This window comes from Actinotalea ferrariae CF5-4 (genome assembly GCF_000603945.1).
GTDB lineage: Bacteria > Actinomycetota > Actinomycetes > Actinomycetales > Cellulomonadaceae > Actinotalea > Actinotalea ferrariae.
Genome location: NZ_AXCW01000036.1, coordinates 1 through 26,570 on the forward strand (window position 1 = coordinate 1; position 26,570 = coordinate 26,570).

Genomic DNA, 26,570 nt, shown 5'->3' on the forward strand with positions numbered 1-26,570 from the left:
GTTCGGGCCCCGGCCGACCCGTCGCCAGCTCGTCGTCGCGGCGGCGGTGACCCTCGTCGGGGTGGCCGGGGCGGTGACCACGGGCGTGCTCATCGACCGCGAGCCGGTCGTCACGATGTCCCTGACGGAGGCCCTCGAGACGGTCGCCGCGGGCGACGTCGTCGCGGCCACGGTCCGCGACCGGGCCGCCACCGTGACGCTCGAGCTCGCCGACGGCGACGTCGTCCAGACCCGGTACCCCGCCGCCTACGCGGACGAGCTGACCGAGGCCCTCGTCGAGGCGGAGGTGCCGCTCGAGGCCCAGTCCGGCGCACCCGGGCTGGCGAACGAGGTCACGCGCACGCTCATCCCGCTCCTCGTCCTGCTCGCCGTCGTCGTCTGGGTCGTGCGCAAGGCGGGTCCGGGCGCGATGATGGGCGGCGGCCGGAAGAAGGCGCTCGAGTCGGGTGAGGTGCCGGACGTGACGTTCGCGGACGTCGCCGGTGCGGACGAGGCCGTGGACCAGCTGCGCGAGATGGTGCAGTTCCTGCGCGAGCCGGAGCGGTTCGAGGCGGTCGGCGCCCGTCGCCCGCGCGGCGCCCTGCTCGTCGGGCCGCCCGGCACCGGCAAGACCCTCCTGGCCCGGGCGGTCGCCGGCGAGGCCGAGGTGCCCTTCTTCGCTCTCGCGGGCTCGGACTTCGTCGAGACGTTCGTGGGCGTCGGCGCGCGGCGCGTGCGGGACCTCTTCGCGGAGGCGCGCAAGGCCGACCGCGCGATCGTCTTCATCGACGAGATCGACGCCGTGGGCCGGGCCCGCGGCGGAGCGGGGTCCAACGGGTCCGACGGCGAGCGCGAGAACACGCTGATCTCGCTGCTCAACGAGATGGACGGCTTCGCGGGCTCGGGCGTCGTCGTCCTCGCCGCGACGAACCGCGCCGACATCCTCGACCCGGCCCTCACCCGTCCCGGCCGCCTCGACCGCCAGGTCCAGGTGCCCAACCCGGACCGGCGCGGGCGCACGCTCATCCTCGAGGTGCACACCCGGCACAAGCCCGTCTCGCCCGACGTCGACCTCGTCGGCCTGGCGCGGCAGACGCCCGGCATGTCCGGCGCGGACCTGGCGCAGGTCGTCAACGAGGCGTGCATGGAGGCGGCGCGGCGTGGCCTCGCCGTCGTCGGCGAGGACTGCTTCCAGGCGGCCGTCGCGACGGTCGCGATGGGCCGGGCCCGCACGTCGGCCCTGGTGACCGACTTCGACCGGCGCGTCACGGCCTGGCACGAGGCCGGGCACACCCTCGCCGCCGCCCTGCTGCCCGACGCCGACGACCCCGTCTCCGTGACGATCGTCCCCCGGGGTCCGGCGGGCGGTGTCACCTGGATGAGCGGCAACGACGACGTCTTCCTGCCGCGCCGCAAGGCGCTCGCCCAGCTCGTCGTCGCGATGGCCGGGCGTGCCGCGGAGGAGCGGCTCATGGACGGCGAGTACACCCAGGGCGCCATGGGCGACCTCCAGCACGCCACCGGTCTGGCGACCTCGATGGTCACCAAGTACGGGATGACGGGCTTCGGGTACGCGCAGCTCGACGACGAGACCCTGCGGGTCGGCGGCGCCGTCGCCGCGCAGGCGCACGCGGAGGTCGACCGCCTGCTGCGCGAGGCGCACGACGAGGCGACCCTGCTCGTCGCGCGGCACGCGGCGATGCTCGACGCGCTGGCGGAGGCGCTGCTGGCCGAGGAGACCCTCAGCGGTGGCCGGGTCCGGCAGATCCTCGCCGCCCACGGCGGCGCGGCGGCCTGACCGCGCCGCTGATGGCGCCCGTTGACCGCGCCGCCGGAGTGCCGCGTCCTTCGCGCGGTGTGCTGGTGGCCGGACCGTGGCGAGTTCGCCGCGTCCGGCGCGGGTGAGTCGCCACGATCCCTTTCCTCCCGGCCCCGGCCCGCCCCTGGAGTCGCGGCGGGGCCGCCGGGGGCCGGGAATCAGCCCAGCGCGACGTCGACCACCAGGGCGCGGTGGTCGGACAGCCCCAGGTCGACGCTGCGGGCCGGCCCGGTCGCGCGCACGGGGCCGTGCCCGAGGACGTGGTCGAGCTGCTCGGTGGGCGACTCCGCCGGGAACGTCGCGCCCACGGCGAGCGAGGTCCAGTGGGTCAGCCGCTCGGGGTGCGGCGGGTGCATGTTGAGGTCGCCGAGCAGGACGGCGGCGCCCCCGTCCGGGCCGACGGCGTCGCGCGCGAGCCGGACGAGCTGGCGGTCGTTCCACGACGGGATGAAGGTCAGGTGGGTGCTCACCACGGTGAGCAGACCCTGGGGCGTGCTCACGTCGGCGACCAGGGCCGCCCGCGGCTCGTCCGTCACGAGCACCGGGTTGGTGTGCCCCGGGAACCGGACGGGGACGGGCCGGTCCAGGAGCGGCAGGCGCACCGTCCGCCAGCGCAGCACGGGGAAGCGGCTCAGGAGCGCGATGCCGTAGCGACCGCCGGCGGGCTCGTCGACCCCGGTGGCGGCCGTCCACACCCCGGGCGTCCCGGTGAGGGTGGCGGTGAACCGGTGGTCGACGGCGCCCATGGCCCGGGCGGCGACGGCGGTGAGGTCCGCGTGGTGCGACCGGGGCTGGTCGTCGTCGACCTCCTGCAGCGCCAGCACGTCCGCGTCGAGGCGACGGACCGCGGCGGCGTAGCGGTCCAGGTCGACGGTGTCGTCGCCCGGGGACCGCCCGTGCAGGATGTTGAAGGTCGCGAGCCGCATCGCGTCGATCCTCCCGCTCGACCTGCGCGTGCGCACGCGGTCGTGTAGACCGAGGACATGTCGACGATGTCCGTCTCCCACCACGGCCGGCAGGAGCTGCACGACGGTCTGCGCATGGCCGCCGTCGCGCTCGGTGACGCCGGGATCCCGTACGCGCTGTGCGGGGGGTACGCCGCGTGGGCGCGCGGGGCGCCGGAGCCGCAGCACGACGCCGACTTCGTGATCCTGGAGAAGGACGCCGACACGGCGCGGGAGGCGTGCGCGGCCGCGGGGCTCGACGTGCGGGACCCGGCGGAGAACTGGCTGTTCAAGGCCTACCACCACGACGCGCTCGTCGACGTCCTCTTCCGGATGTGTGGCGAGCCCGTCGACCCGGCGATCTTCGATCGCGCGGACACCATCGAGGTGCTGGCCGTGCGCATGCCGGTCCTCAGCGCGACCGACGTCCTGGCCGGCCAGCTGCGGGTGCTCGGCGAGCACTTCTGCGACTTCGCGCGGCTCCTGCCGAACGCGCGGGCGCTGCGGGAGCAGATCGACTGGCCCGAGGTGGAGCGGGTCGTGGGGGACAACCCGTACGCGCGGGCGTTCCTCTACCTCGTCGCCGAGCTCGGCGTCATCGGGTCCCGCTCGGCGGCGTAGACGCAGGCGCAGGCGCGGGCGTAGGCGGCCAGGGACTGCCGGAGCGGCGGGGGAGCGCCCGCCTCAGTCGTCCAGGAGCGGGAAGCTGTCGATGTAGACCCGGACCTTCGGGCGGGCCTGCCACTCGGGGTCGTCCTGGCGCGCGCGGCTGATCTCGACGTAACGGTCCAGCGTGGCCGTCAGCGCGGCGTTGAGGGCGGCCATCTCGGTGCCGTGCAGGCGCAGCGTCGCCTCGCTGATCAGCGTCTCCCGCCACTCCTCGGGGAGCTGGTCGCCCGTGACCAGGCGGCGCAGCGCGGAGGCCCGGTCCTCCACCAAGCGGTCGAGCAGGAAGCGCATCGCCGGCTCGGTCGTCGGGTCGTCCAGCATCTGCGGCCCGTACTGGATGGACCGTGGCCTCCACCACCGTTCGCGCCCTGTGCCCCGACCCTCGTCCTCCTCGACGAGGCCGTGCTTCTCGAGCTGGCGCAGGTGGTAGCTCGTCTGACCCGTGCTCTCGCCCAGCGCCACGGCGAGCGTGGTGGCGGTCGCGGGACCGTGGTCGTTGAGGTGCCGGATCATCCGCACCCGCAGGGGGTGTGCGTAGGCCTTCAGCGCCTCGGGCCCGATGGTGCCGGGCCCCCCGGTCGACGGCGTCTCCGACCCCCCGGCGGACGGCGTCGTCGCGTGCCCCTTGTGCTCGGCATTCATGCAGAGATACCTTTGCAGAGTTGTCTTTGCAAACAGGTCTTGGTGTCACGAGCGTACCGGGAGCGGACATGAGCAGTGGGACGGCTACGACCAGCGGGGTCGTGACACCCGGGGCGACCTCGGCCGAGCGTGCCGACGGTGGAGCAGGGTGCCGCGTCGACGAGACGGCCGACGACGGCGCAGCGGGCCAGGTCGACGAGCCCACGAAGCAGCCCGCCGACGACGACTCGAGCACGTCCCTGGGGCGGCGCTTCCACCACCTCCTCGGGGCGACGGCGCTGTCGAACCTCTCGGACGGCATCCTCCAGGTCGGCATCCCGCTCCTGGCGCTCACCCTCACCAGCTCGCCCCTGCAGCTGTCGCTCGTCGCCGCCGCCGCCGGGCTGCCCTGGCTCCTGCTCGGGCTGCACGTCGGGGTGCTCGTGGACCGGTACGACCGCGCGCGACTGCTCGGCCTCGCCACCGCGACGCGGGTGCTGGTCCTGGTGGCGGCCACCGTGGGCGCCGCGACGGGTGCGCTCGGCCTGCCGCTCCTGGTCGCGCTCGTCCTCGCGTTCGGCATCGCCGAGGTCGTCGCCGACTCGGCCGCCGGTGCGCTCGTCCCTGCCGTGGTGCGAACCGCGCAGCTGCACGCCGCCAACTCGCGGCTCATGGGCGCTCAGCAGCTGGCGAACGCGTTCCTCGGGGGGCCGGCCGCGGGAGTGCTCGTCGCCCTCGGCGCGGGGTGGTTGTTCGGTGTCCCGGCCGCGCTCTGCACGGCGACACTCCTCCTCGTCGTGCGCGGGCTGCTGGACAGGGGAGAGCGCCCGATCGGCTCGGGCCCGCGGTCCGGCACCGGCGCGGCTCTCTCAGGCCCGGCGTCCTCCGGCCGGGCTCCCTCGGGCCCGGAGCCGGCTCGGTCCACCGTCCGCTCCGAGATCCGTGAGGGTCTGCAGTTCCTGCTCCGTCACCGGGTCGTCCGACCGCTCCTCCTGGGGGCCACCGTCCTGAACTTCGCCAGCGCGGGCTACTTCGCCGTCTTCCCGCTGTGGGTCGTCGGCCCGGACTCGGCGGTGGGCCTGCGGGCGGAGCTCTTCGGCCTCCTCACCGCCGCGCTCGCCGTCGGGGCGATCGCGGGCGCCGTCCTCAGCGACCGGCTGGGACGCCGCCTCCGGGAGATGCCCGTGGTGCGGGTCTGCTGGGCCGCCCAGGCCGGGCTGCTCGCGGTGCCCGTCCTCGTGCCACGGGTCGAGGCGCTGGTGGTGACGGCCCTGCTCCTGGGGCTGACGAACATGGTCGGCAACGTGGTGACGCGCTCCATGCGGCAGCGGATGATCCCGGGCCACCTCCTGGGCCGGGTGGGCGGCGCCGCGAGCGTCCTGGGGTACGGCTCGATGCCGCTGGGCGCTCTGATCGGCGGCGTCGTCGGCGAGGCCCTCGGGCTCCCGGCGGTACTCCTCGGCGCGGCCGTGCTCTCCTTCGCGGCGGCGGCACGGGTCGCGGTCGTCGTCCCGCAGAGCCGGGTCGTCGAGGCGGATGCGGCGGCGCAGGGCGCCACGGCGTGACCGCTCAGGGCGCCACGCCGTGACGGTGCGGGCCCGGGTGCGCCGGATGACGGCGTGAGGCAGGTGCGGCGTCAGGCAGGCGCGGCGTGAGGAAGCGCGGCGTCGAGCTTGCGGTCAGACCATCGTGACGAGGCGCGCCGTCGTGCCGTGCGCACCCGTGTGCAGCAGGAACCGGTCGGCGAGCCGCCGGGCCATCCAGAGGCCGCGACCCCGCTCGGAGTCGGCCGTGGGGCGTCGGCTGCCGATCCCCGGATCGGCGATGTACCCGCTGTCGGAGACCTCCACGACGACCGAGCCGTGGTCGTGCCACGTACGCAGGGAGCCGCGTCCGCCGCCGTGGTCCACGGAGTTCGCGGCGAGCTCGCTCGCCGCCAGCACGAGGTCGTCGGTGCGGTCCGGGTTGAGCCCAGCGCGCTGGGCGCAGGTGCGCACCGTCCGCCGCACGGCGGCGAGGTCTCCTCGTTCGAACGTCATGGCGTCCCCTGGTCGGCGGCCGGGCGGCACGACGCCGGCGGTCGGGGCTGGCGGCCCGTCGAGCCGCCGTCCCGGCTCCATGGTGGCTCAGGCCTCCCCGCAGCGCTCGTCGAGCGGGTGCTGCGCTCAGGTGTCCTCGGGTGTCCTCAGGCGTCCTGGGGGTGCTGCGCGCGGGTGGCGAGGTCGCCGGGCGGCCGCGGCGTCGGCACGCCCAGGTCGACCGTCCGGGGGACCCCGTCCGCCGACGGCGCTTGTCCGCGTACAGCTCCGCGTCGGCCCGGGCCAGCAGCGCGTCGAGGTCCTCGCCCGGCGTCAGCGTCGCCGTCCCGCACGACCAGGCGGACGGGGTCCGTGCCGCCCGGAGCCGCTCCACCAGCGCGGCCGCGGTCACGGCGTCCGCCGAGGTGAGCAGGAGGGCGAACTCGTCGCCGCCCGTCCGGCCGAGGACGTCCTCGCGCCGGATGGCCCGGCCCCACGCGTCGACCGTCCCGGCGAGCACCGCGTCCCCGGCGGCGTGGCCCCGGGTGTCGTTGACGGCCTTGAAGTCGTCCAGGTCGAGCACGACGACGGAGAGCGGGCGGGCGGTGCGCGCGGCTGCCCGGACCGCCCGGTCCGCCGCCTCGAGGAACGCGCCGCGGGTCAGGACACCCGTCAGGGCGTCGTGCGTGGCGAGGGTCCGGAACTCCGCGATGACCCCGCGCAGCACGATCGACACCGCGCACACCAGCGCCATGAGGAACGCCCACGTGTGCACGGGCGAGGGGACCTGCGCCGCGCCCAGCGACACGGCCAGCGTCACGCCGATGAGCGTGAGGTGCGCACCCAGGCCGCGGCGCGTGTGGACGATCGCGCTGTAGGCGCCGACCCACAGGAAGGCGGCCGCCGTGAGCTGCGCCCCGGCGAGCGTCGCCGCCGCGGCCACGCACCACCCGACGAGGCCCGTGGCGAGGGCGACGACGGCGTGGACGGCCAGCGCGGTGGTCCGCTCGGCGAGCCGGTGCAGGACGGCCCCGAGGACCACCCCGACGGCCCCGACCAGGAAGAGCAGGCCGCGGGGCGCCGTCGGGCTGAACGGGACCACGGCCAGGCCCCAGGTGACGAGCCCGGCGACCAGGCAGGAGCGCGCGAGGATGCGCACCTCGGCGACGCGGCTGGGGGTGACGACGAACGCCCAGGGCCGTGCCATCGTCCCGCCCTCTCCTCGACCGCTCCGACCGCCCTGCGGGCGTCGCGGTGACTCCTCGGCGGCACCGGCCGCCGCCCACGATGGTACGCGCGACCGGGACCACGGACCCCTGCCGTCCGCGGCCGTCGAGGAGCACCATGGAGCTGTCCGACCCGATGGGGCGAGCCACGGAGGAGGCGGCGATGAAGGCGTCAGTGGGAGACCGTTTGGTCCAGGCGTCGAGCATGGTGGACGGCGCGGTCAGGGACGGCAGGGTGGTCGAGGTGCGGCACGCCGACGGCTCGCCGCCCTACGTCGTCGAGTGGGCGGACACGGGGGAGCGGACGCTCGTGTTCCCCGGTCCCGACGTGCACGTCGAGCACGCGGGCGAGGGGGAGCGCTCGGCCCCCGCCCGAGGCTCCGACGTCGCGTCCACGTGGCGGGTGCAGGTCACCGTCACGCACGAGGGCCGCGAGACGCTCGCGCAGGCGACGCTCGTGAGCGGTGCGGAGCACGTGGGTGCGGTGGGACGCGCCCGCCGGGACCCGGGCGACGAGCCCGTGCCGGTGATCGGCGACGAGGTGGCCGTCGCCCGGGCGCTGCGGCACCTGGCCGACCGGCTCACGGACGTCGCGGAGGAGGAGATCGTGGCGCGCACGGGTGTCCCCGCCCGCGTGCACGCCTGAGCGTCGCCGGTGGCCGCGCTGCCGGGTCGACCGGCCCCGCGGCCGCCGGCTCAGCTCGTGAGCTCCTGGCCCGTCCGGTCCGCGGCGCTGACGGGCAGGGAGTCCGCGAAGGCCTCGTCGCGCGCGGCCACGTTCCGCGCGAGGGAGAGGTGCCCCCCGAGGAAGCCGCTGAACCCGGCGGCGGCACCGCCGAGCAGACCGAGCGCCACCCCGCGGCCGTGGTGCCCCCGGCCGCGCGCGACCCACGAGGCGCCGAACAGCAGCAGCCCGAGGCTGTTGCCGGCGGCGTGGACGACGCCGACCCGCTGGTCCCGTCGGCCGACGTGCTGCCAGTCCGCGAGCCCGCTCACGGCGGTGGGGACCGCCGCGAGGATGCCCACGCCGACGAGGCGGCGCGCGGCGGGCCGCGACTGCCGTCCGCCCACGAGGTCCAGCGTGAGCGCCGACACCCAGGCGCCGATGGGCAGGTCGGTGAGGATCGGGTGCAGGGAGTGCCCCATGACCCGCCCGAGGAGGGCGTCGCGCACCGGGCGCCGGGCGACGAGCGCGTCGGCCGCGGGCCGCAGGGCGTCGACGGCCGGGTCGAGCCGGCCATCCTCCTCCAGGCGCAGCGCGAGCCCGACGAGTGCGGGCTGGTCCGTGCGGAACCGGCTGCGGGCCTGCTCGAAGGCGTCGTCGGCGGGGGGCGGGAGGGTCGTCATGGCGGTCTCCGGACTCGAGGCGGTGGGACCTGGTCGAGTCTCCTGCGCCCGGGCGCGGCCTGCCCGTCGAGAGAACGGGACGTGGGGCGGGGCGGGGGCGGGCGGCGGGACGAGGGCGCCCGTGGCCCGCGAGGCGTCGACCGCGTCGGACCCGACCCGTAGGTTCGGGCCATGACCACCACGGGACCCCGACCGCCCGCACCCCCGCTGCTGCTCCTGGACACGGCGTCGCTGTACTTCCGGGCGTTCTTCGGCGTCCCGGACTCGGTGAAGGCCCCGGACGGGACGCCGGTCAACGCGGTGCGCGGGCTCCTGGACATGATCGCCACGCTGGTGTCGACCCGTCGCCCGGCGGGGCTCGTCGCGTGCTGGGACGACGACTGGCGCCCCGAGTTCCGCGTCCGCGCGATCCCGACGTACAAGGAGCACCGGCTCGCGGCCGACGGCGCCGAGGAGGTGCCCGAGGCGCTCACGGCGCAGATCCCGGTCATCGTCGAGGTGCTCGAGGCGTTCGGGATCGCCCGCGTGGGAGCACCGGGGTTCGAGGCCGACGACGTCATCGGGACCCTCACGGCCCGGGAGACGGCCAGGCCCGACGACGAGCGGCGCCCGGTCGAGGTCGTCACCGGCGACCGGGACCTGTTCCAGCTCGTCGACGACGCCGCCCCCGTGCGCGTCCTCTACACCGCCCGCGGGATCAGGGACCTCGACGTCGTGAACCAGGCGCGCCTCGCGGAGCGGTACGACGTCGGCGACGGGGCCGCGTACGCCGACCTCGCGACGCTGCGCGGGGACAGCAGCGACGGCCTGCCCGGGGTCGCCGGCATCGGCGAGAAGACGGCGGCCGCGCTCCTGCACCGGTACGGCACGCTCGGCGGCGTCCTCCGCGCGCTGGAGGAGGGGGACCCGGGCCTCACGCCCGCCCAACGGCGCCGTCTGACCGAGGGCCTGGACTACCTCGCCGTCGCACCGGCCGTCGTCCGCGTCGCCCGGGACGCGCCCGTCGCGGCGGCCGACGACGCCCTGCCGACCACGCCCGCCGACCACGAGCGCCTCGTGGCGCTCGCGCAGCAGTGGGGACTGACCTCGAGCGTCACCCGGCTCGTCGAGGCGCTCACCACGCGCTGAGAGCGCGCGAGCCCTGTCCGCGGTCGCTCGACCCCGCTCCTCAGGCTGCGCGCGCCCCGCTCCTCAGCGGCTGCGCGCGCCCAGCTCCCGGCCCCACGCGCGGGCGGCGTCGAGCTCGCCGTCGACGAGCCCGTCCGCCTTGCCGTGGACCTTGAACGAGTGCGGCGGCAGGACCTCGCGCGCACCGATCGCCCGGAGCCGCTTGGCCGCGGCGCGCGCGGCGGACCCGGGTAGGGCCGGCTTGGCGACCTTGGTGTCGAACGTCGCCACGGGCATCCGCCCGGGCAGGCGCAGCCGGTCGATCCACTCGCGCACGCCGGTCCGCTCGGAGATCACGTGCCCGCCGGGGACCTCCTTCGCGGCGTCGGCGCGCGTGGTGTCGCGGCTCATCGAGAACGCGTGCGTCGGCCCGCCGACGACGAGCAGGGTCACGTCCTCGGGCAGGCCGTGGTCCGCCCGCTCCGCGTCGAGCTCGCCGACCTCGACCACCCGCGCCGGGACGTCGACCTCGGCCAGACCGGCGCCGACGGCCTCGGCGATCGCCCGGGTGCTGCCGAACATGGACTCGTAGACGACCAGAGCAGTCATGCGTCCACGCTCCTCGCGCACGTGGTCAGCGGGAAGGGTCGGACGTCCCGGACGTGGCGGACGCCCCGGGCGTCGCGTGGGACCGGGCCGACCCGGCCGGGCGCCTCCCCTCCCCGGGCACCGCGGGGCCGCTGCTGCTCGGACGCCCGCTGCTCGCAGGACCGCTGCCGTTCGGAGGACCGCTGCCTGCGGGTGGCCCGCCCGGCGCACGGTGGTGGTGACGCCGGGCGGCGGTGTGCATCGAGGCGTCGAACTGCGCGGCCGTCCCCCGCTCCTCGTCCTTGGCGTGGTACATCGCGGTGTCGGCGTCCCGGAGGATCTCCTCCGGGTCGAGCACGGACGTCTGGGAGGTCGCGATCCCGACGCTCGCCGTGACGGCGACCTCGTGCTCGCCGATCCGCACGGGTGCGGCGACGGCCTCCTGGATGCGCGCGACGACGTCGGCGACGTGGGCGGCCGGCAGACCGGTCAGCAGGAGGGCGAACTCGTCCCCGCCCAGGCGCGCCGCGGTGTCGACGTTGCGGACGGCGGTCCGCAGGCGCTCGCCGATCACCTTGAGCAGGCGGTCGCCGACGAGGTGGCCGAGGGAGTCGTTGACGGGCTTGAACCCGTCGAGGTCCATGAAGACGACGGCGAAGAACCGCGTCGCGTCCCGCTGGGCCTCGGTCACGGCCGTGCTCAGGCGGTCCTGGAACAGCCGGCGGTTGGGCAGGCCGGTCAGCGGGTCGTAGAGGGCGCCCCGGCGGAGCTGCTCCTCGAGCACCTTGCGCGGGTGGATGTCCGAGAGCGAGCCCACGAGCCGGTGCACGGCGCCGTGCTCGCCCGCGACACCCATCCCGCGCGCGAGCACCCACCGGTGGGAGCCGTCGGCGGAACGGGCGCGGTACTCGACCTCGACGGCGCGGTCCGCCTCGCCGCGGGCCTCCCCCAGTGCGACGAGGACGGCCGCGAGGTCGTCGGCGTGGATCGCCGACGTCCACGTCTCGATCGTCAGCATGGCGTCGGGAGGGAGCCCGAGGAGCGTGCGGCACCGGTCCGAGACGTAGATGCCGCCGGTCTCCAGGTCCCACTCCCAGAGGCCGTCGTTGGAGGCGGCCGCCGCGTAGGCGTAGCGCTCCTCGCTGGCCCGCACGGCCCGCTCGAGCGCCTCGCCGTCGAACGCGGCGCACAGCAGCTGGGCCCAGTGCAGGTACGTGTCGCGCGCGGAGGTGGTGTCCACGGCGCCGACGACGGCGAGCAGGCCCCAGTCGCGCTCGCGGGTCCGGACGGGTACGACGAAGCACGCCTCGCGCGCCGCGGGGTCGGCGAGCACCGTGAGGGCTCGCGGCGGGAAGTGGCCGACGTCGAGGTCGCGGGGCAGCTCGGGCAGGGCGGCGTCCGGGTCGTAGGTGCCGACGAGCTCGAGGCGCCGCTCGGCAGGACCGTCGGTCCACAGGGCCAGGACGCCGGCGCGCACGTGCGTGCCGGCGAGCCAGTGCAGCGTCCGGGGGTCGGGGCCGGTCGAGTCCAGGAGGGCGGCGGAGAGCCGGAACTGCTCGGTCAGGAGCCGCTCCTGGGACTGGGAGCGTCGCAGGTAGGCCTCGGCCTGGACCTGCCACAGCGCGGCGACGACGGTCTGCGCGGCGATCGGCTCCGCATCCTCGGCGGTCGCGGTCCGGCCGGCCGTGCGCCAGGCGGCGCGGCCGACGTGCTCGATGAGCGTGTTGGCCACGCGGTGGAGGACGTCCGGCTGCTGACGCAGCAGACGCAGCGCCCCGACGAGCTCGCGCACCTCTGCGGTCGTGGGCGGCTCGGTCCCGTCGACGAGCCCGACGGCGGCCTCCACGATGCGCCGCGCCGCCGGGGGGGAGGGCGCCGGACCGGCCGGCCCGACGTGGACCGCGGCCGGCGTGACGTGGACCGCGGTGGGGCCGACCTGGACCGCGGACGGGCTGGTGTGCCGGGCTGCCGCCGCATCATCGCGGTCCTCGGTGAGCAGGAGCTCGGTGAGCTCGCTGCGCACCATCGCGGCCGAGACGAGGCGGGTGCCGGCGGCGTCGCGGGGCGGCTGCGTGGCGGTCGCGGGCGGGGCGAGCGGGCCGTCCGAGCACCCGCACGACTGGCGTGCGGCGATCAGGACGGGTTCCGGCGTGCCGGGTGCGGTCGTGGCGTCAGGGGCGCCGCGGACGGCCGAGATGACCAGGCGTCCGGCGAGGGCGCCGACCCGGTCGAACCGCTGGCTCACCGACGACAGCGTCGGGGTGCTGAAGGCACCGGCCTCGATGTTGTCGAACCCGACGACGGCGAGGTCGCCCGGCACGTCGATGCCGTTCGCGGCGAGCCCGTCGAACAGCCCGAGCGCGTTGCGGTCGGTGGCGACCATGAGCGCCGTCGGGCGCCGGAGCGAGCGGGCGAGGAGCTGGGCGGCCGCGATGCCGCCGGTCTCGGCGTTGTCCGGGGCCTCGAAGAGCGTGTCGTGGTCCCGGGGCAGGCCGTGCTCGACGAGGGCGTCGCGGAAGGCCGCGTAGCGCTCGAGGATGTCGGTCTGCACGAGGTTCCCCACGAAGCCGAGGCGCGTGTGCCCGTGGGCGACGAGGTGGGCGACCGCGGCCGCCGTCCCCCCGCGGTTGTCCGGCAGCGCGATCGGCGCCTCGAAGCCGTCCACCCGGCTGCTCGCCAGCACCACGGGGACGCCGTGGTCGCGCAGCGCCGCCAGGTGGGGACCACCCGCCGCGAGGGAGACGGCGACGGCGCCGTCGACCTCGTCCCACGCGACCGGGAGGTCGAAGCCGGGGGTGTGGACGACGGCGTCGGCCACGTCGCCCGGGTCGAGGGTCTGGACGACGACGACGCGGCCGTCGACCCGGGCGACCTCCCGCGTCAGTCCGGCGAGGAGCTCGCCGAAGTAGAAGCCGCTCGTGCTGCGCGCGAAGGCGAGGATCGTCGGCGCAGCAGGCACGTCGGTGGACCTCCGGTCGTCATCGAGGGCAGTCACGGTCTCATCGGCGAAGAGCGGGTATCCGTGAGGCGGACGGCACCGGCGACGAGGGTCCCGACGCTACTGGAGACGGCCCGTGACCTGCAAGAATATCGATCAAGGACCTCGTGGCCGGGCGGAGCACCGTCCCTGCGCTCGCCCTCACCCGCCCACGGGGGCGCGGCGCGCCCGGTCCGGGCCACAATGTCCCGTGACCTCGACGCCGAGCCCTGCCCCCGCCCCCGCCCGCCGTCTGCCCGTCCGGTCCGCCCTGGCCCGCGGCCTCCTGCGCGCGGCGCGGTGGAAGAAGGTCGGGACGGCGGCCCGCACCGGCATCTTCATCGGCGCGCCCCACACGTCGAACTGGGACTGGGTGGTCAGCCTGCTCGTGCTCTGGGCCGACCACGTCAGCCCCCGGATCCTCATCAAGCGCGAGCTCTTCTGGTGGCCGCTCGGGTCGGTCCTGCGGGCGCTCGGCGGGATCCCGACCGACCGCGGCGCCGGGGGCGGCGGGCTGGTGAAGCGCCTCGTGGAGCAGGCGCGCTCCGAGGACGAGTTCGTCCTCGTCATCGCCGTGGACGGGACGCGCGCCAAGACCGACCACTGGAAGTCGGGGTTCTACCGCATCGCGCGGGCGACGGGCCTGCCGATCACACTGGGATTCGTGGACGGCCCGACCCGCACGGCGGGGCTCGGACCGACCATGCACCTCACTGGTGACGTCCGGGCGGACATGGACGTCATCCGCGCCTTCTACGCCGACAAGCACGGCGTGCACCCGGGCCGCGGCAGCACCCCGCGCCTCCGCGAGGAGGACGCGCCGACCAGCAAGGATGCGCCGACCAGCGAGGCCTGACCGGTCGGCCCACCCGGGCCGGCCGGCCCTGTCAGCCCACCCCGGTCAGCTCGGGACGAGCACGACGAGGGGCGGCGTCGTCGGCTGCGCGCTGCCGCCCGCGGGCTCGACGGACAGCGCGACCCCGTCGCCGGCGCGGTAGTCCTCGAGGAGCTCGGCGGCGCCGTCGTTCCGGTCGAGGAACCCGGCCGGGACCGGGACGCCGTCGCGCATGGCCCACACCTGGTAGACGCGGTCGTCCTCGAGCGCGGGCAGCCCGTCGACGACGACGGCGCCGCGCGACGCGGTCAGGACCACCACGGCCTCGCCGCCGCCCGTGACCGGGCTGCTGAGGACGGTAGCCCCGGGCTCGGCGAGGAGGTCGGTGAGGAGGTCGGTGCGCGCCTCGGCCCGGACGGCGCGGTCGTGCTGCTGCCACGCGACGACCCCGGGCACCGCGACCGCCACCACGGCGGCGGCCGCGGCCGCCAGGCCCCAGCCGACGACCCTGGGCGGCCGCCGACGCAGCGGGACGACATCACCACCGGCGCTGGTCGGTGTGCTGGGGACATCGCCGGTCGGTGCGCTGGGCACGGTGCCGGACGCCGGGACGCCGGGTGCCGCATCCCGAAGCGACCGAACCGGCGGGGTGGCGGTGAGCTGCGCCGTGGACGTCCCCTGCGGGGTCGGCGTGACCTGGGGGGTGCGCGCCACCTGCTCGAGCACCGTCGCCCGCAGCGCGGCGGGCGGCGCGGCCGCGTCCGCCTCCGCGATCGCGGCGACGACGGCGTGCAGGCCGGCGAGCTCGGCGGCGGCCTCGGGGTTCCGGGCGACGAGGTCCTCGACCGCGCGGCGCTCGTCGTCGTCGACGGCGTCGATCGCGTAGGCGGCGAGCAGGGCCCGGGCGTCGTCGTCGGTCATGCCGCCACCCCCAGGCAGTCGCGGAGACGGATGAGGCCGTCCCGGATGCGGGTCTTCACGGTGGGCAGGGCTGCCCCGAGCTCGTCGGCGACCTCACGGTAGGTGCGGCCGCCGTAGTAGGCGAGCACGACGGCGGCGCGCTGGGTGTCGGTGAGGCTGCCGAGGCAGCCCCGCACGCGGGTACGTTCCATGGAGTCCTCGACCTCCTCTGCGACCGAGTCGAACGGGATGTGGTTGTCGGCGTCCGCGACGCGCTGGTCGCGGTCGCGCTGGGCCTGGACGGCGCGGACGCGGTCGACCGCGCGTCGGTGGGCAAGGGTCAGGACGAACGTGCGGGCCGATCCGCGCTCGGGGTCGAACCGCGGCGCGGTGCGCCACACCTCGAGCATGACCTCCTGCATGACCTCCGCCGCGAGGTCCGGGTCCCGCAGGACCGCGCGGGCCGTGCCGTGGACGGCGGGGGAGAGCAGGTCGTACAGCTGGGCGAAGGCCTCCTGGTCACCGGCCGCCGAGGCTGTGAGCAGGGCGTTCGCATCGGGAGAGTCGCCGCGCGGACGGGGGGAGAAGGAGGGGGCCGGGGCGGCGTCGTCGTCGCGGGCGGCCGAGGTCACCCGCTCAGTCTGCACCACCGTCATCGGTTCTCCGTCGAGCGATCAGGAGCGGACCCGGTCCGGCGTCCGCCCGGCGTGGGCCCCCGGCGACCCGTCCGGCGGTGTGCACCGCCGGACGGGTCGGGGTGACCGTGTCAGCACGATCGTTCCGCGCCGGTCACCCGTCGTGGGCCGGGGACGTCACTCGGACGCGCCCTCGACGAGCGCCGCGTCGAGGGAGTCGATCGCGCCGCCCAGGGTCTCGACGTGCATGGCCAGGCCGTCGGCGACGGCGTCGGCGGGCAGCTCGCCACCGCTGACCTCCTCGAAGAACGCGCCGGCCGAGGCGCGGTACGCGTCGAGGTTGCTCAGGGCCTCCTGCTTGCCCTGCTCGTCGTCACCGGCCGCGGCGACCGCGTAGTCGACGAAGTCGCCGATGTGCGCGCGCCACAGCTCGAGGAACTCGGCGCCCTTCTCCTCGCCCGCCAGCGACGTGACGGCCTCGGACAGGGCGACGCTGTTCTCGTCCAGCACCCCGGCCGCAGCCGTGAAGGCCTCGGACTCCGGGCCGCCCTCGGCGGTGTAGGCCGTGAAGACGGCGATGCTCGCGAGGTAGACGTGCTCCTGCAGGAGGTTCGTCAGGCCGGTGCGGAGGGTCGAGGCGTCGTCGGCGGGGTCGCCCTCGAGCTCGAGGGCGGTGTCGAAGCCACCCGCGATCGTGGTGGCGGACTCGCTGACGTGCGCCGCCGCCTCCTGGAGCTCCGCGTACGCGGACGGGTCACCGGCCGCGAGGGCGTCGATCGCCTCGGTCAGCGTGGTGACGTGCATGGACAGGGAGCCGGCGATCGCGTCGGCCGGGAGGGCGCCGTTGCTGATCTGCTCGAAGAAGCCACCGGCCGTCTGGGTGTAGGCGGCGAGGTCGGACAGGGCCTGGTCCACGCCGGCCTGGTCGTTGCCGGCGCGGGCGACGGCGTAGTCGACGAAGTCGGCGATGTGGGCGCGCCACACCTCCAGGAACGTCGCGGCGTTCTCCTCGCCCGCGAGCGAGCCGATCGCCTCGGAGAGGTCGACGGAGTTGCCGTCGAGGGCGGCGGCCGCGGCCTCGAACTCGCCCGAGTCGGGACCGGCCTGGTAGGCGGTGGCGACGGCGATGCCCGCCAGGTAGACGTGCTCCTGGAGGAGCGCGGTCAGGCCGGCGCGCAGGTCGGCGGCGGGGGAGTCGACCTCGCCCGCGGTGCCCGTCGCGGCCGCGAGGCCGGTGGCCAGCGTGAGCGCGGTCTGCGGCATGTGGGCCGCCGCGGTGCGGGCGTCCACGAACGGGTCGCCGGTGCCCATCGGCATGAGGGAGGACAGCATCTCCTCGGTCTCCTCGGCGGTGGGCTCCTCGGTCTGCTCCATCGCGTCCTCGGCGGCGGCCGGCGCCTCCTCGGTGGTGCCGGCGGCGCAGGACGTCAGCGCGAGGGCGGCCGTGACGGCGGCGGCGACCGCGGCCGTGCGGGTGCGGGTCGTGCGAGTGGTGCGCATGAGAGAACTCCTCGGTCGAGCGGATGATTCGGGGGAGGTTCGGAGCCCGGGCGCAGGTGGATGGGTCCGGTTCTGCCGGGTCTCTCGCGGTGCCGCGAGAGCGGTCGGTCGCGCTGCGCCGACGGCCTTTCCTGAGGCCGCGCGCCGGCCCGCTGCTGCGACCATCGCGTCGGGCGACGTACCGTCGTCGTGACGACAGGAGGTCGACATGGCGTACGAGGTCACCAGGCCCGAGGAGGAGTGGCGGCGCGAGCTGTCCCCGGAGGAGTTCAACGTGCTGCGCCAGGCGGGCACGGAGCGGCCGTGGACGGGCGAGCTGCTCGGGGAGAAGCGGCAGGGCACGTACGCGTGCCGCGCGTGCGGGCAGGTGCTGTTCACCGCGGAGACGAAGTTCGACTCCCACTGCGGGTGGCCGAGCTTCTACCAGCCCAAGGCGGGGGACGCGGTCGAGCTGATCGAGGACCGCAGCCTGGGCATGGTCCGGACCGAGGTGCGGTGCGCCCGGTGCGGCTCCCACCTCGGCCACGTCTTCGACGACGCCCCGCAGACGCCGACGGGGGACCGGTACTGCATGAACTCGGTGTCGCTGACGTTCCAGCCCGAGGCCGGCTCGGCCTGATGGTGGGGCGTCCCTGATGTCCGACGGCCCACGTCGTCCGCGACGTCCTGCGATGCTCGACCCGCGTCAGGCGGACGAGATCCCCGGCGACGTCGACCCGGCGCTGCGTCAGGAGGTCGCCCACACCACGGCGAACGTGATCGTCCAGCAGGGGCGCGCGGCCGAGGACCCCGACCTGGTGGACCGCCTCGTACGGCTGGTCGAGACCGAGGGCCTGGACACCGTCGCGGCGATGTGGGCGGACAGCGCGCCGAACACACTGCCGGGTGCGCTCTGGCGGCTGTACGTGCTGCGCAGCTGGGTGCTGCGCGACCCGCAGACCGTGGCGGAGCGCTACCGGATGGGTGTGGTCCGGGCCGAGGTCCACGACGCCGTCGCGGGCGTGGTGAGCCCGCCCGGGCCGCAGGACGTGTCGCGGCTCGTCGACGCCGTGCTGTCCGGCGTCTTCGTGGGTGACCTCGCTGTGGCGCTCGAGCGGGCCGCGGCGTTCTGCCGCGTGCTGGCGACGGGTGCGGCGTTCGACGCGGACCATGTCGAGGACCGCGACACCGATCTGGCCCGCACCCTCACGCACGGAGCGAGCGCGCTGGTCCGCACAGCTGAGGAGCTGGAGCACGCCGCGAGCCTGTGGCGGTCGGGGCACCTGGACTGACGCGGACAGGGGGTGACGCCCGCCAGGCAGCACGCCGCTGGGCACGCCGTTCGAGCCCGTGAGCGGTCTTGCGTCAGAACGGCGGGTCGTCGAAGTCGACGCTCGCCGAGATGTCGAGGCTCTCCGCGGCGTCGATGTCGATGCGGTCCGTGATGCCGTCGCACTGAGGTGGGTCCGGCGCAGGCGGTGGTCTGTCGCCCGTGCCCGTGCCCGTGCCCGTGCCCGTGCCCGTGCCCGTGCGTGTGCCCGTGCCCGTGCCGGCGCCCGTGCCTGTGTCCGAGCCCGTGTCCGTTGCGCGCGCGTCGCCGTCGAGGGCTGTCGGGGGTCCCGGCTCGAATGGGGCTGCGACGGGGTCCCGGGTGTAGAGCTGGCCGGTGCGTGAGCGCCACGTCGTCACCCCTGTCTCCGGATCGCGATGCGGCGTCCAGCGACCGTGCGTCTTCATCACGTGGTGGTGCCGGCACAGCGGGTGCAGGCCGCCGGTTCGGGTCTGCGCCTCGCCCGGCTGTGCGTGGTCGTACGGCGTGATGTGGTCGAGGTCGCACCACGACGCGGCGACACCGCACCCGGGGAACGTGCACGTGGGGGTCCGGGCCAGGACCGCGGACACCACGGCGGGTGAGGGCCGGTACGCCTTCGACGACCGCTCCAGCACCTCGCCCGTGCGCGGGTCGACCATCGCGAACGACCAGGCGCCCTGTGCGGCGACCTCCCGAGCCATCTCCGCGCCGACAGGGCCGTAGCCGGCCAGCACCGCGGGATCGTGGCGGAGGCCCAGGAGGGTCGACACGTTCAGGGTCACGACCAGGTGCGGCCGGCGGCGGGGAGACACCGGGAGGTCGACCCCGTCCGGGCCGACGCCCCGCTCCAGGACCCGACCGAGCACGTCGACCAACGCGTCGGCCCGGCGGGCGTCGACGCCGCGCTCGTCGTCCTGGCCCGCAGCAGCGGCGATCGCGTCGACGGCCGTCATCACCCTCAAGGCGTCGGTCGCGGGCAGGTAGGCGTGGACGTAGGCCATGCAGTCCTCGGCCGGTTCCATCCACACGGCACGGGTGCGGCGGGCCGCCTCATGGCGGGCCGTCGCCGCCGAGGGGTCGAGCTCGAGCTCCACCCGTCGGGCCGTCGAGCGGATCTGGGGTGCCGTGAGCGTCGAGCCGTGCGCCAGCACCGCCGCGCGCACGACGGCGGCCTGGCCGGATGGCAGGTGTGCGGTGGCCCGGCAGAGGGTGTCGGCCTTCCGTGTGGTCAGCGTCCCGCGGTCGAGCGCGTCGTGGACGTCGGGCGCGCGCAGGAGCGCTGCCGCCCGCTCGACCACGACCCGCCCGGCTCGGGGGGTCACCCCTGTCGCCGCAGCGATCTCGTCGGCGACGAAGCCCTCCTCGCGTGGTCCCCGCGCCCGGCGGATCATCTCGGCCACCGCCCGCGACTGGGCAGCCGTCGCCCAGGAGATCACCCGCTCCCATGCGGCTGTGAGCTCGACGAGCCCCGGGTCGTCGACGTCGGCGACGAGGAGGCCCGCCAGCTCCTCCACGAGGCCCACCGACGGGAGCGCCTCGGCCAGACGTGCGGCGAGCGGGTGGCGGTCGTGCCACTCGACAGGGATCCGCCGGCTATCGCGATCGGCACGCTCCAGGGCGACCGCCCGTGCTCCCTCGAGCACCTCCGTCACGGTCGGCACGGCAGCCACGTCGACGGCCGGGTGCTCATGCCCGCAGGTGCATGTGCATGCCGGGACCTGCACCGGCGGCTCTCCACCGGCCGACTCCCGCATCCCCCTGCTGTCGAACATGTGTTCGATCCTAAGGGGGCGGTCTGACACGCAGGGACGGGTCCGGGGTGGCTGTGGATGAGCGGGGGACAACGCGTCCAGTGCTCGGGCACAGGGGGGCCGAGGGCTCTCTTCGTGGGTTCGTGGGTTCGTGGGTTCGTGGGTTCGTGGGTTCGTGGGTTCGTGGGTTCGTGGGTTCGTGGGTTGGTGGTCGGTGGTCGGTGGTCGGTGGTCGGTGGTCGGTGGTCCTCGGTCGGTGGACGGTGGACGGTGGACGGTGGACGGTGGCCGGCGGGTGGTTGGTTGGTGAGTAGTGGGTGGGGGCGCTCGTGCGCACGCGTCCCGTGCTGTGACCACAGCCACGGCTCCCGGGCTGTGCCCGACGGGGGCTCCGCGTACAGTGGGGGAGGCGTCGGACCGCGGTAGCCCCGGGCTCCACACAATGCCGCTTCGAGCGGCCTTCGCGCCGACAGGCGCTCCCGGTCCGACGCCTTCACTCTGCCCTCGTACCGTGCCGTGCGGCCCGTGCCGTGCGTGCCTGTCCGTGCCTGTGCCCGTTCCCCTACGTGCCGGCGCTCGCGCCACTCCCTCCTCCGGACGGGCGTGACGTGCGCGACACCGCCCGGCGGGGACGCGTCGATGCGGCCCTTGGCCCCACCGATCGAGGTGACGGCGGTCCTACGCTGTGGCGCCGCCCACGACCGTGGGCGCCTCCCCCGGCCCACGGAGCCCCTCGTGCGTCTGCGACTCACCCCCCGCAACGAGTCCTTCTTCGACCTGCTGGCCGTGACGGCGGACCAGCTCGTCAGCGGGGCCGACGCCCTCGGCCGGCTCGTGACCGCCCCCGCGGTGGAGCGCCCCGCACTCGCCGCCACGCTCCGCGAGATCGAGCACGCCGCGGACGAGTCCACCCACGCGATCATGCGTCGCCTGGACACGACGTTCGTGACCCCGTTCGACCGGGACGACATCTACGGGCTCGCGGCCGGCCTCGACGACTGCATGGACCACATGGAGGAGGCCGGCGACCTCATCGTCCTCTACCGCGTCGACCGCCTGCCCGAGCTGGTCACGTCGCAGGTCGACATCCTGCAGCGCAGTGCCCTCCTGGCCGCCGAGGCGATGCCGCGGCTCCGCACGCTCAAGGGCCTCGCGGAGTACTGGGTCGAGACGAACCGCCTCGAGAACGAGGCGGACCGCATCTACCGCCGCCTCATCGCCGACCTCTTCCACGGCGGCACCGACGCCGTCGAGATCATGAAGCTCAAGGACGTCATCACGGCGCTCGAGGACGCCGCCGACGCCTTCGAGAAGGTGGCGAACCTCGTCGAGACCATCTCGCTCAAGGAGTCCTGACCCCCGTGGAGATCGCTCTCGTCGTCGTCGTCGTGGCGTTCGCGCTCGGCTTCGACTACACCAACGGGTTCCACGACGCGGCCAACGCGATCGCGACGTCGGTCTCCACCCGCGCGCTCACCCCGCGCCGCGCGCTCCTCATGGCGGCGTTCTTCAACCTCCTCGGCGCGCTGCTCGGCACCGGCGTGGCCCAGACCATCGGCTCAGGGATCATCGACGTGGGCGAACGGCCGGCGCAGACCGGTCTGGTGATGGTGCTGTCGGCGGTCATCGGGGCGATCGTCTGGAACCTGGTGACGTGGTGGTTCGGCATGCCGTCCTCCTCCTCCCACGCGCTCATCGGCGGCCTGACGGGTGTCGGGCTCGCGGCGGGCATCACCGTGCACTGGGACGTCATCATCACCAAGGTGCTCATCCCGATGGTGGTCTCACCGCTGGTCGGCTTCGGGCTCGCCTTCGCGCTGATGGTCGGGCTGCTGTGGGCCTTCCGGAACGCCAACCCGCACCGGGTCACGCGGCGGTTCCGCTACGCGCAGACCGTGTCGGCCGCGGCAATGGCGCTCGGGCACGGCCTGCAGGACGCGCAGAAGACGATGGGTGTCATCGTGCTGGCCCTCGTCGCCGGCGGCCTGCAGGACGACTTCACCATCCCGCTGTGGGTCAAGCTCTCTGCGGCGCTGGCGATCTCGGCCGGGACGTACGCGGGCGGGTGGCGCATCATGCGGACGCTCGGGCGCCGCGTGATCGAGCTCGACCCCGCCCGGGGCTTCGTCGCCGAGACCGTCGCGGCGAGCGTCCTCTACACGGCCGCCTTCGCCTTCCAGGCGCCGATCTCGACCACCCAGACCATCACCTCGGCGATCATGGGCGTCGGCGCGACGAAGCGCCTCTCCGCCGTGCGGTGGGGCGTCGCAGGCAACATCGCCGTCGCGTGGGTGCTGACGATCCCCGCCGCGGCGAGCGTCGGCGCCCTCATGTTCTTCCTGCTCCACGCGGTGCTCGTCTGAAGGACGCGCACCGGGGAAGAGCGGAGACGTTCCGGAGCGTCCGACGACGAGCCGAGCCGGGCGTGCGCCCGACGACGAGCCGAGCCGGGCTCGCGCGTCCGGACGAGCTGAGCCGGCCGTCCGCCCTCAGTCCCCGTTCGCCGCGCCTCGGTGCCGCTCGACGGCGACGACGCGCGCCGCGGCGCCCGAGCCCGTGACGTGCGCGATGAGCGCCTCACCGGTGCGCAGCCACGGGTCCTTCTCGGGCAGGGCGCCGATCGTCCACCGCCGGGTGCCCTCGCCGACGGCGTCCATGACGGACCGCAGGACCGGTCGGTGCGTCGAGAGGACGACGTCGCGCGGCGAGCTCAGCAGCTCCTCGACGACCCGCGCCGACGCCGCCGGGTCCGCCTTGAACGCGTCCTCGGTCAGCGCGTCGACCGTCCGGACGGGCAGCCCGGTCCGCTCGGCGTAGGGGACCACCGTGCTCAGGCAGCGCTCCCAGGGGCTCGTGACGACCTCGCCCACCCCGAACGCCGCCAGCACCGGCACCAGCGCCTTCGCCTGCGCGCGGCCCTGCGCCGTCAGCGGCCGGGTCTCCTCGCCGCCCTTCCACGCCGACCGCCGCTGGGCCCGGCCGTGCCGGGCGACGACGACGGCGCGCGTGGCGAGCCGACCGCGCTCCCACAGGGTCAGGAGCGTCTCCAGCGGGGCCCGGTCCGCCCGCCGCGTCAGCAGCTCGCCCGCGGTCGCGGCGCTCACCCACACGACGTCGTCGATCTCCTCCAGCGGCGCGCGCTCCACCTGGGGGCGGACGGTGAGCGCCGCGGCGTCGTCGTCGGTCGCGCAGCGCGCTGCCCAGTAGTGCACGCGCTTCGTGCGGCCGTCGGACGTCGTGTAGCGCAGCGAGGGCAGGGGCACCCCGAGGACGACCTGCTCGTCGATCTCCTCCGCCACCTCGCGGACCGCGGCGGCGGGCAGCTGCTCGCCCGGGTCGACCTTGCCCTTGGGCCAGGACCAGTCCTTGTACCGCGGCCGGTGCACGACCGGCAGCTCGAGGCGGCCGTCGCGCTCGCGCCAGACCAGCGCCCCCGCTGCCTCGACCACACCCCGTCCGTTCAGCGCAGCACCGGGCGCCGTCTCCACCGCGGCCACCGCTGGGCTCACCGGGACCCGGCGGGGCGACGACGACGGCGCGCGATGAGCAGCTCCTGCAGGTCGCGCAGCGGCTCGCCGTCGGGGGTGCGGCTGTGCCGTGTCCACTGGTCCTCGGCGTCCAGGTGCCAGGTGGCGGTCGCGTCGTCCATCGACAGGTCCAGCAGCTCGAGCAGCTCCTCCACGTGGCTCGCGTCCCCGAGCCGGACGAGCGCCTCGACGCGCCGGTCGAGGTTGCGGTGCATGAGGTCGGCCGACCCGATGAACACCTCCGGGTCGCCCCCGTTCGCGAACGCGAAGATGCGGCCGTGCTCGAGGAAGCGCCCGAGGATCGAGCGGACGCGGATCGTCTCGGACAGCCCGGGGATCCCCGGGCGGACGGCGCAGATGCCCCGCACCACGAGGTCGACCGGCACGCCCGCCTGCGAGGCGCGGTAGAGGGCGTCGATCGTCTCCTCGTCCACGACCGCGTTGACCTTGAGCCGCACCCAGGCCGGCAGCCCGGCGAGGTGGTTCTCCCGCTCGCGCTCGATCCGCTCGACCAGGCCGGACCGCACCGTGCGGGGCGCGACGAGCAGCCGGTGGAAGCGGGACTTCGGCGCGTAGCCGGAGAGCTGGTTGAACAGGCGCGTGAGGTCCTGGCCGACCTCCGGGTCGCACGTCAGCAGGCCCAGGTCCTCGTACAGCCGGGCCGTCTTCGGGTTGTAGTTGCCGGTGCCGACATGGCAGTAGCGCCGTAGCCCGTCCGCCTCCTGGCGCACCACGAGCGAGAGCTTGCAGTGCGTCTTCAGACCGACGATGCCGTAGACGACGTGGACGCCGGCCTGCTCGAGCTTGCGGGCCCACGAGATGTTGTTCTGCTCGTCGAACCTGGCCTTGATCTCGACCAGGGCGAGGACCTGCTTGCCTGCCTCGGCCGCGTCGATGAGCGAGTCGACGATGGGGGAGTCGCCCGACGTCCGGTACAGCGTCTGCTTGATCGCGAGCACCGACGGGTCCGCGGCGGCCTGCGCGAGGAACGTCTGCACCGAGGTGGCGAACGAGTCGTACGGGTGGTGCAGCAGCACGTCGCGCCGGCGGATGGCCGCGAAGACGTCCGTGGGCTTCGCGGACTCGACCTCGGCCAGGTGGCGGTGGGTGCCGCCGATGAACCGGCGGAAGCGCAGGTCGGGCCGCTCCAGGTCGGCGATGAGGTTGAGCCCGGTGAGGTCCAGGGGCGCGGGGAGCGCGTAGACCTCGGACTCCTCGACGCCCAGCTCGCGGACCAGGAGCTCCCGGACCCGCGGCGCGATGTCCTCCGCGACCTCGAGCCGGACCGGCGGACCGAACCGGCGCCGCAGCAGCTCCTTCTCCATGGCCTGGAGGATGTTCTCGGCGTCGTCCTCCTCGACCTCCACGTCCTCGTTGCGGGTGACGCGGAACGTGTGGTGCTCCCGCACCTCCATGCCGGGGAACAGGGCGCCGAGGTGCACGGCGATGACGTCCTCGAGCGGCACGAACGACGTCGGGCCGCGCTCCGGGTCCGCCGTCTGCGTCCCCGGGGCGCTCGGCCGGCCGAGCGCGTCCACGGCGATGAACCGGGGGAGCAGCGGGGGCACCTTGACGCGGGCGAAGTGCTCCTTGCCGGTCGCCGGGTTGCCGACGACGACGGCGAGGTTGAGCGACAGCCCCGAGATGTAGGGGAACGGGTGGGCAGGGTCCACCGCGAGCGGCGTCAGCACCGGGAAGATCTGCCGGCGGAAGAACTTGTGCAGGCGGTCCTGCTCGTCCTGACCCAGGTCCTCCCAGTGGACGAGGGTGATGCCCTCGCCGGCGAGCGCCGGCCGCACGTCGTCGAGGAAGACGCGGGCGTGGCGCGCCATGAGCTCCTGGGACCGACCGGCGATGCTCTCCAGGACCTGGCGCGGGCTCATGCCGGAGGCGGCCGTGACGGCCATGCCGGTCGCGATGCGCCGCTTCAGCCCGGCCACGCGGACCATGAAGAACTCGTCGAGGTTGGACGCGAAGATCGCCAGGTACCGGGCCCGCTCGAGCAGCGGGAGGGACGCGTCCTCCGCCAGCTCGAGGACCCGCTCGTTGAACGCGAGCCACGACAGCTCGCGGTCCGCAAAGCGGTCCTCCGGGAGCGGGGTGGTGGCGTGCGTGTCGGCGTCGGGCGCGTCGGGTGCCGGCGCCCGGGTCGCGACGATCTCCGCTGCCGAGGCCTCGGGGTGAGCGGTCATGCCGACCATCGTGGCATCCCCGGGGGGCGCGTGGCAGGTCCGGTCACGGGGCGGTCCCCGCCGGGCCCGGGGCGCCGTACTGGACGTCGACGCGGGACCGCGTGAAGCCGGCACGCGTGTACGTGCGGACCGCCGGCTGGTTGTCGCCCTCCACGTACAGCTCCGCGGTCGCCAGGCCCTTGCCGGCGAGGTGCCGCACGACGCGGTCGGTCAGGAAACGCCCGAGCCCCGTGCCCTGCTCGTCGGGGTCCACACCCAGCGCGTAGAGCTCCCCGACGTCCGAGCCCGGCTCGACCTTCATCCACACCGACGCCACGAGCCGCCCGTCGCGCTCGGCCAGGAGCAGGTCCTCGGGGTCGAACCACGGCTCCCGCTCGCGGGCCTCCACGTCGGCACGCGTCATCCGGCCCTGCTCGGGGTGGCTCGCGAACGCGCGCGCGTTGACCTCGACCCACGCGTCCTCGTCCCGGCCGACGACGAAGGGCCGGACCGCGACGCCGTCGGGCGCGGGCGCGGGCGCACCGGCGGCGTCCGCACCCGTCAGCGGACGCGCCATCTGCCACAGCTCCCGGGTCACGCGCAGGCCGGCCGTCGCCCCGAGGGCCTGCGCGCCGGGCAGGTCCCCGTGGGCCCAGACGACGACG

23 protein-coding genes are annotated in these 26,570 nt (G+C 75.1%); 10 read left to right on the plus strand and 13 right to left on the minus strand.

What is annotated here, in order from left to right; translation table 11 throughout:
• Positions 1–1,777 (plus strand): ATP-dependent metallopeptidase FtsH/Yme1/Tma family protein (locus tag N866_RS05175; RefSeq protein WP_155855210.1); only part of this gene is annotated, 1,777 nt, incomplete at its 5' end.
• A gap of 179 nt (positions 1,778–1,956) precedes the next feature.
• Here the strand turns inward: N866_RS05175 and N866_RS05180 are convergent.
• Positions 1,957–2,724: an endonuclease/exonuclease/phosphatase family protein gene (locus N866_RS05180; protein ID WP_034223592.1), complete on the minus strand. Its 768-nt coding sequence runs from the start codon at positions 2,722–2,724 to the stop codon at positions 1,957–1,959.
• A gap of 57 nt (positions 2,725–2,781) precedes the next feature.
• Between N866_RS05180 and N866_RS05185 the strand changes: the two genes are divergently transcribed.
• The gene (locus N866_RS05185) at positions 2,782–3,363 is read left to right on the plus strand and encodes a hypothetical protein (RefSeq protein WP_052022417.1); all 582 of its coding nucleotides are present in this window, start codon (positions 2,782–2,784) and stop codon (positions 3,361–3,363) included.
• A 63-nt stretch (positions 3,364–3,426) separates the two neighbouring features.
• Here N866_RS05185 and N866_RS05190 read toward each other — a convergent pair whose 3' ends face one another.
• Positions 3,427–4,053, minus strand: a complete 627-nt coding sequence (locus tag N866_RS05190) for an ArsR/SmtB family transcription factor (RefSeq protein WP_081802347.1) — start codon at positions 4,051–4,053, stop codon at positions 3,427–3,429.
• A 68-nt stretch (positions 4,054–4,121) separates the two neighbouring features.
• Between N866_RS05190 and N866_RS05195 the strand changes: the two genes are divergently transcribed.
• The gene (locus N866_RS05195) at positions 4,122–5,597 is read left to right on the plus strand and encodes an MFS transporter (protein WP_081802348.1); all 1,476 of its coding nucleotides are present in this window, start codon (positions 4,122–4,124) and stop codon (positions 5,595–5,597) included.
• A 4-nt stretch (positions 5,598–5,601) separates the two neighbouring features.
• Here the strand turns inward: N866_RS05195 and N866_RS20815 are convergent, their stop codons facing one another.
• On the minus strand, positions 5,602–7,257 hold the full coding sequence (locus N866_RS20815) for a GGDEF domain-containing protein (protein ID WP_155855211.1): 1,656 nt from the start codon (positions 7,255–7,257) through the stop codon (positions 5,602–5,604).
• Positions 7,258–7,394: 137 nt separating this feature from the next.
• Between N866_RS20815 and N866_RS05215 the strand changes: the two genes are divergently transcribed.
• Positions 7,395–7,922 carry a DUF1918 domain-containing protein gene (locus N866_RS05215; protein WP_245612363.1) on the plus strand — a complete coding sequence of 176 codons (528 nt, stop codon included), beginning with the start codon at positions 7,395–7,397 and terminating at the stop codon, positions 7,920–7,922.
• 50 nt (positions 7,923–7,972) lie between these two features.
• Here the strand turns inward: N866_RS05215 and N866_RS05220 are convergent, their stop codons facing one another.
• Positions 7,973–8,623, minus strand: coding sequence for a DUF2231 domain-containing protein (locus tag N866_RS05220; RefSeq protein WP_081802350.1), 651 nt, complete (start codon positions 8,621–8,623; stop codon positions 7,973–7,975).
• Positions 8,624–8,794: 171 nt separating this feature from the next.
• On the opposite strand from N866_RS05220, the gene N866_RS05225 reads away from it, so the two are divergent.
• Complete coding sequence (locus N866_RS05225) at positions 8,795–9,751, plus strand: 5'-3' exonuclease (RefSeq protein WP_034223600.1); 957 nt, start codon at positions 8,795–8,797, stop codon at positions 9,749–9,751.
• A 63-nt stretch (positions 9,752–9,814) separates the two neighbouring features.
• Here N866_RS05225 and N866_RS05230 read toward each other — a convergent pair whose 3' ends face one another.
• Both N866_RS05230 and N866_RS19755 read right to left on the minus strand, forming a co-directional pair.
• Complete coding sequence (locus N866_RS05230) at positions 9,815–10,339, minus strand: flavodoxin family protein (RefSeq protein WP_034223603.1); 525 nt, start codon at positions 10,337–10,339, stop codon at positions 9,815–9,817.
• A gap of 25 nt (positions 10,340–10,364) precedes the next feature.
• Positions 10,365–13,277: a diguanylate cyclase domain-containing protein gene (locus tag N866_RS19755; protein ID WP_052022419.1), complete on the minus strand. Its 2,913-nt coding sequence runs from the start codon at positions 13,275–13,277 to the stop codon at positions 10,365–10,367.
• A 229-nt stretch (positions 13,278–13,506) separates the two neighbouring features.
• Between N866_RS19755 and N866_RS05240 the strand changes: the two genes are divergently transcribed.
• Positions 13,507–14,151 carry a 1-acyl-sn-glycerol-3-phosphate acyltransferase gene (locus tag N866_RS05240; RefSeq protein WP_245612365.1) on the plus strand — a complete coding sequence of 215 codons (645 nt, stop codon included), beginning with the start codon at positions 13,507–13,509 and terminating at the stop codon, positions 14,149–14,151.
• 45 nt (positions 14,152–14,196) lie between these two features.
• On the opposite strand, the gene N866_RS19760 is transcribed toward N866_RS05240, so the two are convergent.
• The 3 genes from N866_RS19760 to N866_RS05255 all read right to left on the minus strand — a co-directional run bounded on the left by N866_RS19760 (position 14,197) and on the right by N866_RS05255 (position 17,165).
• Positions 14,197–15,051 (minus strand): anti-sigma factor, encoded by an 855-nt coding sequence (locus N866_RS19760; protein ID WP_052022420.1) that lies wholly within the window; start codon positions 15,049–15,051, stop codon positions 14,197–14,199.
• A complete protein-coding gene (gene sigK / locus N866_RS05250) occupies positions 15,048–15,686 on the minus strand; it encodes an ECF RNA polymerase sigma factor SigK (protein WP_081802352.1) in 639 nt (212 codons plus the stop codon). The genes N866_RS19760 and sigK overlap by 4 nt, the downstream gene beginning before the upstream one ends.
• Before the next feature lie 156 nt (positions 15,687–15,842).
• A complete protein-coding gene (locus tag N866_RS05255) occupies positions 15,843–17,165 on the minus strand; it encodes a hypothetical protein (RefSeq protein WP_052022421.1) in 1,323 nt (440 codons plus the stop codon).
• 208 nt (positions 17,166–17,373) lie between these two features.
• Between N866_RS05255 and msrB the strand changes: the two genes are divergently transcribed.
• Both msrB and N866_RS05265 read left to right on the plus strand, forming a co-directional pair.
• Positions 17,374–17,784, plus strand: coding sequence for a peptide-methionine (R)-S-oxide reductase MsrB (gene msrB / locus N866_RS05260; protein ID WP_034223606.1), 411 nt, complete (start codon positions 17,374–17,376; stop codon positions 17,782–17,784).
• A 52-nt stretch (positions 17,785–17,836) separates the two neighbouring features.
• Complete coding sequence (locus tag N866_RS05265) at positions 17,837–18,436, plus strand: hypothetical protein (RefSeq protein WP_034223609.1); 600 nt, start codon at positions 17,837–17,839, stop codon at positions 18,434–18,436.
• Between the two features lie 73 nt (positions 18,437–18,509).
• On the opposite strand, the gene N866_RS05270 is transcribed toward N866_RS05265, so the two are convergent.
• On the minus strand, positions 18,510–20,228 hold the full coding sequence (locus N866_RS05270; RefSeq protein ID WP_155855212.1) for an HNH endonuclease signature motif containing protein: 1,719 nt from the start codon (positions 20,226–20,228) through the stop codon (positions 18,510–18,512).
• Positions 20,229–20,942: 714 nt separating this feature from the next.
• Here N866_RS05270 and N866_RS05275 point away from each other — a divergent pair.
• Complete coding sequence (locus N866_RS05275) at positions 20,943–21,563, plus strand: DUF47 domain-containing protein (protein WP_034223615.1); 621 nt, start codon at positions 20,943–20,945, stop codon at positions 21,561–21,563.
• A gap of 5 nt (positions 21,564–21,568) precedes the next feature.
• Positions 21,569–22,570 (plus strand): inorganic phosphate transporter, encoded by a 1,002-nt coding sequence (locus N866_RS05280; RefSeq protein WP_034223624.1) that lies wholly within the window; start codon positions 21,569–21,571, stop codon positions 22,568–22,570.
• A 126-nt stretch (positions 22,571–22,696) separates the two neighbouring features.
• Here N866_RS05280 and N866_RS05285 read toward each other — a convergent pair whose 3' ends face one another.
• The 3 genes from N866_RS05285 to mshD all read right to left on the minus strand — a co-directional run.
• Positions 22,697–23,656: an NUDIX hydrolase gene (locus N866_RS05285; protein WP_245612367.1), complete on the minus strand. Its 960-nt coding sequence runs from the start codon at positions 23,654–23,656 to the stop codon at positions 22,697–22,699.
• A gap of 56 nt (positions 23,657–23,712) precedes the next feature.
• Positions 23,713–25,926, minus strand: a complete 2,214-nt coding sequence (locus tag N866_RS05290; RefSeq protein ID WP_034223667.1) for an RNA degradosome polyphosphate kinase — start codon at positions 25,924–25,926, stop codon at positions 23,713–23,715.
• Positions 25,927–25,969: 43 nt separating this feature from the next.
• Positions 25,970–26,570, minus strand: a 601-nt coding sequence (gene mshD / locus N866_RS05295; RefSeq protein WP_034223627.1) for a mycothiol synthase, incomplete at its 5' end; no start/stop codon positions are given.